Raw genomic sequence first — 469 nt, forward strand, 5'->3', positions numbered from 1 at the left:
GACATCCACACTCGGTTGAGCTCACCAGTGTCAAACATGCGCTTGACCAGGTCAGGAAGAGTTGACTTACGCTTGGATTGAATGGTTGTCACCGGGACAAAGGCACGCGGTGAAATCCCTTCAATGCCCATCATGCGCATCCGCTTCGCCACAGTCTTACGGTTAAGCGAAATGCGGTAGCGCTCGGCGAGCTCTGCGGTGATCCGCGGAGCACCATAAACCTCATCAGAGTCTTTCCAAATCTGATGAATCTTACGGTCAACATCATCGTAAAATGCTGACCGATCATCTTTTCCGGATAGTCGTTTCTGCTGCGCATGGGCCCATTTGTAGTATCCAGACCGAGACACTTTTAATAGTCGTGCCATGCGCTTGATGCTGTAGTTCGCCTTCTCCTGCCGCATCAATTCGAACTTTTCTGCTCGCGTTGCTTCGCGGCGAAGAAGGCTGTCGCTTTTGACAAAAACTC

Annotated in this window: 1 protein-coding gene; it reads right to left on the bottom strand. The window is 51.2% G+C overall.

Annotation, left to right across the window (positions count from 1 at the left end; all coding sequences use genetic code 11):
* On the bottom strand, positions 1 to 469 hold a 469-nt coding region (locus tag HMPREF0308_RS12715), incomplete at both ends, for an IS3 family transposase (protein WP_005532347.1).

This window comes from Corynebacterium striatum ATCC 6940 (assembly GCF_000159135.1).
GTDB lineage: Bacteria > Actinomycetota > Actinomycetes > Mycobacteriales > Mycobacteriaceae > Corynebacterium > Corynebacterium striatum.